This window comes from Blautia sp. aa_0143 (genome assembly GCF_004167315.1).
In the GTDB taxonomy this organism is placed as follows: Bacteria; Bacillota; Clostridia; order Lachnospirales; family Lachnospiraceae; genus Blautia_A; species Blautia_A fusiformis.
In genome coordinates this window covers 105,347-115,285 of record NZ_RCXU01000013.1, presented here as the reverse complement: position 1 = coordinate 115,285, position 9,939 = coordinate 105,347, and the positions used below count along the sequence as shown (strand labels likewise).

Annotated in this window: 11 protein-coding genes and 1 pseudogene; 2 read left to right on the top strand and 10 right to left on the bottom strand. The window is 37.1% G+C overall.

Features of this window, described 5'->3' with window-relative positions; all coding sequences use genetic code 11:
• Positions 1 to 600: 600 nt before the first annotated feature.
• The 9 genes and pseudogenes from EAI83_RS08480 to EAI83_RS08440 form a co-directional block, all read right to left on the bottom strand.
• Positions 601 to 1,731: a DUF2971 domain-containing protein gene (locus EAI83_RS08480; protein ID WP_118514559.1), complete on the bottom strand. Its 1,131-nt coding sequence runs from the start codon at positions 1,729 to 1,731 to the stop codon at positions 601 to 603.
• Between the two features lie 94 nt (positions 1,732 to 1,825).
• Complete coding sequence (locus EAI83_RS18015) at positions 1,826 to 1,975, bottom strand: DUF1810 family protein (protein WP_161206353.1); 150 nt, start codon at positions 1,973 to 1,975, stop codon at positions 1,826 to 1,828.
• Between the two features lie 29 nt (positions 1,976 to 2,004).
• Positions 2,005 to 2,979, bottom strand: coding sequence for a bacteriophage abortive infection AbiH family protein (locus tag EAI83_RS08470; protein ID WP_129975082.1), 975 nt, complete (start codon positions 2,977 to 2,979; stop codon positions 2,005 to 2,007).
• A gap of 41 nt (positions 2,980 to 3,020) precedes the next feature.
• Positions 3,021 to 4,373: a DUF3800 domain-containing protein gene (locus EAI83_RS08465; RefSeq protein ID WP_129975080.1), complete on the bottom strand. Its 1,353-nt coding sequence runs from the start codon at positions 4,371 to 4,373 to the stop codon at positions 3,021 to 3,023.
• A 200-nt stretch (positions 4,374 to 4,573) separates the two neighbouring features.
• Positions 4,574 to 4,795, bottom strand: a pseudogene (locus EAI83_RS08460) (tyrosine-type recombinase/integrase); the annotation flags it as partial.
• A gap of 376 nt (positions 4,796 to 5,171) precedes the next feature.
• Complete coding sequence (locus tag EAI83_RS08455) at positions 5,172 to 5,714, bottom strand: YARHG domain-containing protein (protein ID WP_129975078.1); 543 nt, start codon at positions 5,712 to 5,714, stop codon at positions 5,172 to 5,174.
• On the bottom strand, positions 5,707 to 5,991 hold the full coding sequence (locus EAI83_RS08450) for a hypothetical protein (RefSeq protein ID WP_129975076.1): 285 nt from the start codon (positions 5,989 to 5,991) through the stop codon (positions 5,707 to 5,709). Before EAI83_RS08450 ends, EAI83_RS08455 begins: the two co-directional genes overlap by 8 nt.
• The gene (locus tag EAI83_RS08445) at positions 5,939 to 6,193 is read right to left on the bottom strand and encodes a hypothetical protein (protein ID WP_129975074.1); all 255 of its coding nucleotides are present in this window, start codon (positions 6,191 to 6,193) and stop codon (positions 5,939 to 5,941) included. Before EAI83_RS08445 ends, EAI83_RS08450 begins: the two co-directional genes overlap by 53 nt.
• A gap of 14 nt (positions 6,194 to 6,207) precedes the next feature.
• Positions 6,208 to 6,540: a hypothetical protein gene (locus EAI83_RS08440; protein ID WP_129975072.1), complete on the bottom strand. Its 333-nt coding sequence runs from the start codon at positions 6,538 to 6,540 to the stop codon at positions 6,208 to 6,210.
• A 270-nt stretch (positions 6,541 to 6,810) separates the two neighbouring features.
• Between EAI83_RS08440 and EAI83_RS08435 the strand changes: the two genes are divergently transcribed.
• Positions 6,811 to 8,199, top strand: a complete 1,389-nt coding sequence (locus EAI83_RS08435; protein ID WP_129975070.1) for a helix-turn-helix domain-containing protein — start codon at positions 6,811 to 6,813, stop codon at positions 8,197 to 8,199.
• Between the two features lie 269 nt (positions 8,200 to 8,468).
• Here the strand turns inward: EAI83_RS08435 and EAI83_RS08430 are convergent, their stop codons facing one another.
• On the bottom strand, positions 8,469 to 9,755 hold the full coding sequence (locus EAI83_RS08430; RefSeq protein WP_161206352.1) for a recombinase family protein: 1,287 nt from the start codon (positions 9,753 to 9,755) through the stop codon (positions 8,469 to 8,471).
• Here EAI83_RS08430 and EAI83_RS08425 point away from each other — a divergent pair.
• A complete protein-coding gene (locus EAI83_RS08425) occupies positions 9,717 to 9,902 on the top strand; it encodes a cyanase (protein WP_330490083.1) in 186 nt (61 codons plus the stop codon). The genes EAI83_RS08430 and EAI83_RS08425 overlap by 39 nt on opposite strands.
• Positions 9,903 to 9,939: the final 37 nt, after the last annotated feature.

The following is a 9,939-nucleotide window of genomic DNA, read 5'->3' as shown; positions in this document are numbered from 1 at the left end:
AGAAAACGCATACCGCTAAATCAGAATGGATGTACCGCTAATTTCAGAATAGGCGTACCGTTCGAGCAGAATTTGCAGTTTCGTTCCGTCAAACGATGTGATCATACTTTCACCCATAATAAAAACCTCCCTTTTCTTGCTGCGAGATACATATCCCCATTATATGTCTCACGCTATCTGATAGGTTTATCATATCATGAAATCTGTATTTTGATAACTCCTATTACTAATTATCAGCAATTATATGATTTTTACAAAAAGTAATGAAAAATAGAGGAGTGACATATTTTGTTCTCTGAACTATACTCATCTCATATTGCGTAATCAAATTGATACAATTTAAAAATCGGAGCTATCGTTTTTTGAGTATACGAAAACGCCCATGGTTAGGGCGTTTTCTGTAATGCTGGATGCATCCTCGTAGGTGCGGTTATCGTTTTTCGAGTAGGGATTGTACCTTTTTCGTGAGTAGGAAGGCAAAAATTTAACGATACTATCGTTTTTTGAGTAGGAATCGTTAAATTTGCACCCTTGGAGTTGAAAATGCACCCTACCGTTAAATTTTAGAGTGGTAAATATTCCTCACTGTAAACATAGAACTCATTTATCGTGAAAATTGCTATTTACTACATCAATGATTTTCTCATAAGGTTCAGCACGTACTATAAACTCTTTTCCATGAAAATCTTGAAGCATTTTAAAACATTTAATTCCTTTATTCTTGCAAACCTCATATAGTACACTCTCATTTTCCTTAGTTATTTTTGCTCCCATATACAACGCTACTGGTCTAAGAGACGCAATTTTTCTATATGGTTTATACTCATCATTAAAATTGGGTGTAAATAATCTCCATTCATTTTCATACTCCCAATCTATTGATTTTGTAAGCATACATTTCGATACAATTAATATATCCTCATAATATAGATCCATAGGAATTTGATTTTTCTCATATAATAATGCTTGCATCACAGTTGAAAAATAAGCCGTTGCGTCAAAACGCTCTTTCGTATAAATAATTGGTGCAAGTGAATAATTCAACATAAAATTATTACAGCATCTAATATCTATACAATTTTGGGTACACTCCTTAAGTATTGACTGAAAATCATATTCTAAACAAAAACCCTTATGGCTATCTGCATAATGCCCCCACATAAGCGTTGAATTATTTTGTTCTGAGAAACATGCTATTTGCTTTTGTGCTTCTTCTGCCTGAATGCCAATATAAAACCTATGTACCATTTCCTCAAAACTGGTCCCTATAAATATACTCAAATATTTTTTTAATATATCTAATTTTTCTTTCACATCCTTTTCATCAATAACATCTGGAATATTTTTAATCATCTGTTCTATATCTATTGATGGATATGCCCTTTTAATCTCTGGCAGAATCCCCCCTTCTTTTAAAACGTTAATTAATTGAAAAAATTTCTGGCTTTCCAATGACTGGGTAATTTTTCCCCAAAGCGTTTCAAAATTGTAACAAGGCACACATTCATATGGATCGTTAAACTCCCAAATACTGGTCCCCCAGATTTGATCTTCTTTCAATGCTTCTATTGAATATTCATTACATCTTCTAAACCGGAACAATCTTTTGGGAGTATTTGCTAAAAGCCAGCCACGTATTTTACTCAATTTTTCAAACGCATTTTCCTTTGAATTTGTACTATTGATTATTGTTCCATATAATAATTCAGCAAATTCTTTTCTATCAACCATATTATAAATCCTCTTATACTCAAACTTTACCTCCAGCAAAACCTCCGGAATTACTACTTAGAGTATAATCTTCCATATTCTTAATAACATAATACTAAACAATCTCACTGTATCCATGCCCTACTTTGTGTGGAAAAACAAACCATCTCCAGCAGTTTCTTTTCTGCCCGGACTTTATCTCCTGAAAAGCAGTCTGATAATAGGTCTGTTGTACTATTGAAAAACATTCTAAATCATCATTCATTTTAGCTCCCATCTAAATATACCATCACTTTATTGCCAAAAACAGTCTGAGAGCAGTATTTCATAATCCCTTATGTCCAGTTCCAATTCATTAACCGCTTTTTTTGCAGCGTTATAATCTTCCGAACTGTGATAATAAAATTTCCACTTTGCATTCTTTGAAATACAGCATTTCAAATATGTAAAATATGGCATATCTACCTCTCCGAAAGAATGTCCAATAATTTCAACATTATTAACTCCCGTTAGTTGCCGAAAAAATTTTCCTCTGAAGGCCATACATTCATTTGTATTCTTAAAAGTTCGCTCATAATAGTTCGCAACTGCATTGTATATACTTTCTTTTCCTTCGTCATATTCTTCAGCAGCCCTTTCAGCTTTCTCACGATATTCTTCTATTTTCTTCACATTTCCATGTCCCAGAATTGGAGGTTCATCACAATATGGATATAATCCGCCATGAATATGTAATATATGGTTAGACGGTACACGATATATACGTTCCAATACGCTGGTATAATTAAATGTAAAAAAATAATCCTCGGAGTTATCAATAAAAGTAGCCTTCATTGGCGCTGCTTTGAATAAACGTACCTGCCTAATCCATTTGCCTACATATTCATTAAGTCCCTCAATAAATCTATATTGTTCTTCCCAATAATCATCCATTGTGTCTTTTATTCCAACCGGACCTCCATCTAAGTCCAAATCATCTACTATTGATTTAGAAAAGTCCAACATCTCTGCTTCATTCGCTTCGCCAAGCCCATATTCAAAATTTTTCCACAGTGTTTTATATATAGCGTCATCCCGGCGATTTTGAATGTTTTTATTCTTTTTGAATCGCTTATCCAGCCTTTCAAAAGGAGCAATACTATACAAATTCTCCATCTGTACGAGAAAATCTTCTGCATATTTTTCGAGATACTTTCTAAAATCCCAATACGATGTCTTCAACCCATGTGCTCTATCAAATCCATTTCCTATTACAAATAACGTAGACATCCTATCCTCCTTTCCAACCGATAAATCTAAATCATCATAATTTATAAATTACAATACTCCATCAAAAATTGTATACGTTCTATCTGCTGTAAATTCTTGCTCATATTATCAAAATACTTATTTTTTCTACTACTTATTTTTCTTAACTTCATAAACATTACTAAATTTCGATTTTGAGTTTCATCAAAATATCTAAGCCTTTCACGAATACTTCTAATATCATGAAGGTTAACATATGCCATAAGTGCACCGTTAATTCCTGAAACCATATCAGATAATTGTATCCATCTACTATTTTTAGAATTTAAAAAATCATAATTAGGGGCCTTATTAACGCAATATGTATCTATGTATGTTTGAATATTGCTCTCTACTATTCCGCATTTATCAAAATGAATATTAGAATTTGGAAAAGCAACTGCCCTCATTGCATATATGGGAACAAAATTTTCAATAAGTAATTTATCTGTATTATCTTCTAAAAATAACAAATGATTTATTCTGCGCGATGTTTTTGTTCCTTGTCGCAGCAATTCAAGCGCAAAATCTTCTTCTATACTTTGAGGAGTTAATGATTCAATCCAACAGATAAGTTGTTCACAAAAACTCGATATTTTATCTTCTTTTATATTGGGGTAATCATACTGAGCCAGCAAACTAAGTAATCCTTCTTGGTCATTTACAGCATAATTATATAATATATTTTTAACTTCATCATGTATAAACGGCAATTCTAAAACTGAATCCACAATGTCTACTAAAGAATAATAAAGAAGATTTTGTGTTGCCCAATGAATATAAACCCGATTAGACTGAAGTAAAGTTTCCAATAAAATCGAAACCTTGTCTGATTTTAATATATCAACAAAGCGTTCACTATCCTCTCCATTATAATTTGCGATATGCTTTAGCTTTACATCCGTAATATTTTTTTGAAGTTCAAATTTACGAAAAAGTTCTTCTATTCTAATCGGGTCAGAATCACCCTCAAAGGCTATTCCTGATAAAACAAAATCATTGTACCATTTTACATTTGTATTTCCTTTAATATCCTTGAAACGAAATTTTACACAGTTATTGCTTTCATCCAGATAAATCGTATAGCACTTAAAAAAAGAATCTATTATCCAAAGCAATTCTTGATCGCTTTGCCCGGAAAAGTCTTTAATAAACCAACTTATTACATCATATGAAATGCCTGTTTCCAACGCCCATATTAAAAAATCATTCGTTATAATTCCTTTATTACGATTATTATAATTCACAATTTTCTTTATATCTTCTGATTTTTTTAATTCATCTGGGATATTCTCAAAATATAGTGGAGCATTTCCAAATGTAAAATCTTGTGATGTCAAAAAGCTAAGTTGATTAAATTCATTTTTTTCTTCCAATTTTCAATCTCCTTAATAGTATCGTATCCGTCCTATCTAATTTGTAAATTAATTTTGGGGAATTATCATATACTACACGATTATACCACAGTTCACAGGCCATTACTATATAATGTCTTTCTGCCATTTAATCGCTATTCGTTTTCCTTCACACCCCAAAACGCTCTGCTGAAGCAGTGCGCCAATGTGTTTCTTTCATATTAAATTGCCCGGAACATTTTCTGTGTGGCAGGGGCACATTCTCTTGGCCTGCTCAGTTCATCCGCCGCATCCTCCAAACCAAGATGGGTATAGGCGTTGAGCATCACCTCGATGTCTGAATGCCCCATCAAATACTGAGGCGCCTTCGGATTCATGCCTGATTTTGCCATGTTGTTGCAACAAGTGTGGCGACAGACGTGTGGACCTGTCAAGTATGGAACAAAAAAATAATTCTTTTTTTCTTGCTAGAAAGTACCTGATCATTTCACTCAGATACCTCAGCACTTTGATTATTTTCCACAAAACCGCAGTTGTCCAGAACATTTTATCTCTACAAAAAAAGAATACGCTCCTCAATGGACCGTATCCCAGATGCATATAAGTATTCATCGTTACACTGATGACAGAATGACCCAACAGATACTGGAGTGTCTTTGAATGAGACAGCCATTAATAATCACATACATGAAGTCTTCCCTTACCTCATAAACATCTCTCCATATCTATAATTTTCATCATTTTCTCTATATATTACACACAAAAAAAGAAGAAGCTGTCCACACCGCGATAGCTTCCTCTCACTCATGCTGTTCTATTTTATCTGTATCCATACTCTTCTTCAATCGAGATTAAGAATCTCAGATTTGCTTTTTCAATATCGTTAAATTCGTCCCACTCAACGACGTGTTTATTAGTTTCTCTGTACCAGTTATATTTCTGGTAATGTATGTCATTTACCTCTCCAGCATTAAACATCTGACCATGTCTTGCATAGATTTCATTGATAGACATTCTTAAAAGCCTCTGAAATCCTACTGTCTCGTCATTGCTCAGAGCCAACACCATTTCTTCCGAAAGCACTTCGCTGCTACTCTTAGCAAATACAAAGCCTTCATCATCGACTGGGGATTGCATTTCATTCTGAGTAACTGTATCCTGTACCTCAGCTACGTTCTGCTCTGGATATACACTACTATAATAGCTTGTTCCACCCATGATTGCTACAGCACAAATAATTACTACAATCACGTACTTAAACTTTATTGTAACGTCAAGACCTACAAAAGCACCTTCTTCCTTCTGGAAAGAAATGCTTCTACCATCCTCACTTCCAACAGAATACCTTTCGCTACTAATCATCAAAGATCCCCCCTCTCGGAGTGAGCTTGGTAACTGTAGTGGTCTTCCAAGTGAGTCCCAGCTTAAATTTAATGCCAGTCGGTCCAACCTTTACGGAAGCCTCTGGTGATCTTTCCTTGCATACAGCCTGCTGCACTTCGTACTCAATTCCATTAGCAACAAACATATCTTTAACTGTCTGTGCTAATGCATATGCTTCATTCTTTGAAACATACGCTCCCTGATTATTCTTTACGATCCCGCATCTTGAAGGATCGATTAAGGATGTATTCTTCAACCTTGTTCTCTCCTTTTTCTTGATTTGATACCACGGACATAAAGAAGGCATATCTCTCTGGTGTCAATTCACCGAACTGTGCAAGAGACATCATAGTCTCAAACACTTTTTTGTTCTCATGTTGTTTCAAGGCCTTCTGGTATGATGCCAGATTGGATTCAGCCTTCTTTACACGCCGTCCAGTTGTCAAGCCAAATTCCATATAGCTACCTCCATTTAAATATTGGGATTTGCGTATGCAACCATAAACATCTGGAACATCTCTTTATCAAGTGCCTTATTCTTGGCAAGCTCAACCATAGTATCGCAAAGTTTGTCACGATCCATTGTACGATGCTCCAACTCTTTTGCGCGGTACTCCAATGTTTTGAGCGCCACCTCTTTTTTTACCTCCACTTCATGATATCTCTGAAATGGTGCTGCAACTGCGTTAGGAATTACAGCAACAAGCTGAGTAGCAATCTCAGTACCAGAAATCTGAATGTCATTAGATCTGGTATCAACAACTTCATAATCCATGATGTTCATAATCTCGTTCTTTTCTGCCATTGTTTTCTCCTCTCGTCAAATCGGTGTAATACCATTTGCTGTTACAAACATTAGTTGCTCATATCTGCCCCCCTTTCCGAGCACTAACATTCATACTATTCACATTATTTTCATACCAATATCCTACCATTTTTAAGCATTTTTAACAATAACAAGTCAAAATCACAAACTGCTTTGAAAATTGCGTTTTTGACATAATAGTATTTGTTTTCATTGAGTTTTTGACAAAGTTGGAATATACTATAACTATAATAGGAAGGGGGAGCCGTTATGGATAACAAGATTGAAAAAGATGTGCTGAAAAAATCGTTCACACAAATTTTCGCCTACCAACTGGATGAAGTGAATAAAGATGCAAGATATAACGCTTATCTTGTTCCTTTACGTTGGTTTGTGAAACTTTATACAAGAAGAACTCATAAAATAACGATGGGGGATATCGCTATGCAGATGGGGACCGACTTGGCCACATTTTCAAAAATGCTACATCATGGCGTTACCAAAGACAATCGTCGGATCACAGCTGAACATATTAATCGCATTTGTGAGATAATTGACATTCCTCTTTCGTCAATTCTTTTTTTATATGAATATAAGGAAGATGTTGAAAAAAAATTATGGCGTGATGACTTTGAAAAATTGACAAATTTACTCAGAGGAAATTTTGATGAAATCCTTTATCCAGCGATATTTTATGATATTAACAGTGGGAAAAAAGTGTCAAAACCAGCTAATACGAAGGACTCTACCAGCTCCTCAGTCTCTAAAAATTCTATCCTAGAACCGATTAGAGGGAAATGGTACTTTTATTTTCCAAGTAGCGACTCTGAAATAAAAAACCAGAGAGAAAAGACCCTAAAAAAGAATCCAAACCATGTACCGGAAAGTCCGGAGTTGGCTGAGCTATTTGACCTTTACTTACCAGACCATATTTATTGTGGTATAGTAAATATTGAATCCAAAAATGGCGAATACTATGCAGTACTAAAATACATGACAAATCCTTCCAAGCATAGAATACTATGCTATGAAGGCAGTGTCTCTTCTCCGGTCGATAACACTTCCATCTTCTGTTCCTTAACGAACCAGAGAAATGGTGATATCATGTACATGATAATGTCCAAACCTTCTGCTGAAATGAGACTGCAATACCTTATGGCTTCCGTTTTAACTTTATCTCATCATCAAGATGAAGAAAAACATCGTCCTTGTTCATTACGTATGGTTCTTAGCCGTAGACCAATCGAATTTGATTCGAAAGCTTATAAAGTAATGATCTCAAATTTAATGATGAACGAAGCGGTCATTTCGATAGACGATTATGGTTACAGCCAACTAAAAGAAAAGCAAAAAGAGTATGATTCATCTGCCCTTGACTACTTCCTTGAGAAATATCCGACTATTGACAGCCTTCCTAGAATACCAAAACGTTTGACTGTACGGGATTGTGCCTACATCAATGAAAAGTTTCTTGATAGTTTCGAAGATTCTTTTGAAGAAATAGATATCCTATATCTTGAGGCTCTACTGCGACGTCACTCCACTGCACTTTGGTATTCAAAAACTAAAGCCACGAAAATCAACAAGGTTCTAAAAAAGATTTCTGCTAAAAACATTAGCTTCAAAAAGAAGGGGCTGTCGGGAAATCAATGTCAATAAGTTAAGGACATTGCAATAGACTCCCGTATGAAATTTCAAATGGTTGAGAGCAAGAATTTCTGCTTTCAACCATTTTTTCGTATAGCAAATAAAGCAGTCTTATTTGACTGCATGATTCTATGCCTTTACAGTATTTTTTATAGTATCATAGAAGACCTTTTAAATCTTTATTTACAGAAAAACTTCATAGTCTCGGTTATTTTTATTGCAAATAAAATAAGCCCCGGAACCAGCATCTCCACACTGAATTCCGGGGCATCCGTCTCTTTCTATATTATTGTCTCAATCTCCGTACCGTTCCTGAACCGGAACACTATCCTTCCATCGTGGTACACCGTCGCATAATCCACCAGGCTGTGGAATAGCTTCACATCAAACTCCAGCGGTAACTCCTCCAGCTCACTCAGTTCAAACAGGAACCCGCTGAAAATATCAAACTTGATTTCCCGGCTCTCCCGGTCTTTCTTCAAACTATCCATCCGGCTCTCCAATGCCGCATACTTATTGACATATCCCTCATACTTCCTTCGGTAATCGTTCTGGTCCAGTTTCCGGGTTGCGTTCTCCACCACCAGCTTCTGGATCAGCCCGGTGACTACCTCCATCTCGCCGCTGACCGTTTCCAGCTCTTTTTCAATGGAACTGCAATCCCCAAGCACATCCATCACCGCCCGGCAGTCATCGATAATCGTCTCCCGGTTTTCCAGTAACCGCCCTAACGCCTCCAGAAATAATTCCTGTATCCGTTGTTCATACAAATGCGGGGTGGTACACTTGCTCTCGCCCTTAAATTTGGCATTGCACTGCCAGATAGTGCGTTTATACTTGCTGTTGGAATGCCAGACCTTGGAACCAAAGAATTCCCCGCAGTCCCCGCATTTCAGCTTTGCAGAAAACGGCCCGCAGCAGTTATGGCTCCGCCCCATATTCCTCCTGCGTTCCATCTCCAGCTGTACCATCTGCCACTCTGCAGGTGCGATGATGGCGTCATGGCTGCCTTCCACATAATACTGCGGAACCTCGCCCTCATTCACCTTCCGCTTCTTGGAAAGGAAGTCCACCGTATAGCACTTCTGGAGCCTGGCATCGCCCTTGTACTTTTCATTGGTCAGTATGTTCTCAATCGTCCGGTGCTGCCACCGCTGTTTCCCGGTCGGTGTGGGGATCTTCTTTTCCATCAGGTACTTGGCAATGGCGTAAGGCGTCTTTCCCTGCATGAACATCCGGTAAATAAGCCTTACAATTTCTGCCTCCTCCGGCACGATCTCCATCTGCCCGTCCTCCCCTTTCTGGTAGCCGAGGAAAGAACTGTAGGCGATGCTTACCTTGCCGTCTGCAAACCGTTTTCTTTGTCCCCAGGTCACATTCTCTGAAATGGACCGGGATTCTTCCTGCGCCAGGGAGGACATGATGGTGATCAGCAGTTCCCCCTTGGAGTCAAGGGTGTAAATGTTTTCTTTCTGGAAGTACACCTCCACGCCCTTTTCCTTTAGTTTCCGCACCGTAGTAAGGCTGTCATTGATACCTACGGTCCTGCTATCAAAGACATCATTCACGAACAGGGCGGAAACGCAATCATGAGCGCAATCGATTTCGGACTGGATGTAGATGTAACCGAAGATGCAGAAGGAAATCATCGTGTCATCATCAAATTCGATGGTAAACTTCTACCTTATGCCAAAAAGGGAAAATACCCGTGGTAGAAATAAAAAAGAAGAGGCTGTCAATAATCAGCCCCTT

Excerpts from the sequence above, each read along its gene's own strand:
- EAI83_RS08470 (WP_129975082.1), bottom strand. The coding sequence starts at position 2,979 with ATGTCTACGTTATTTGTAATAGGAAATGGATTTGATAGAGCACATGGG.
- EAI83_RS08435 (WP_129975070.1), top strand. The coding sequence starts at position 6,811 with ATGGATAACAAGATTGAAAAAGATGTGCTGAAAAAATCGTTCACACAA.
- EAI83_RS08480 (WP_118514559.1), bottom strand. The coding sequence starts at position 1,731 with ATGGTTGATAGAAAAGAATTTGCTGAATTATTATATGGAACAATAATC.
- EAI83_RS08445 (WP_129975074.1), bottom strand. The coding sequence starts at position 6,193 with ATGGAATTTGGCTTGACAACTGGACGGCGTGTAAAGAAGGCTGAATCC.
- EAI83_RS08440 (WP_129975072.1), bottom strand. The coding sequence starts at position 6,540 with ATGGCAGAAAAGAACGAGATTATGAACATCATGGATTATGAAGTTGTT.
- EAI83_RS18015 (WP_161206353.1), bottom strand. The coding sequence starts at position 1,975 with ATGAATGATGATTTAGAATGTTTTTCAATAGTACAACAGACCTATTAT.
- EAI83_RS08455 (WP_129975078.1), bottom strand. The coding sequence starts at position 5,714 with ATGATTAGTAGCGAAAGGTATTCTGTTGGAAGTGAGGATGGTAGAAGC.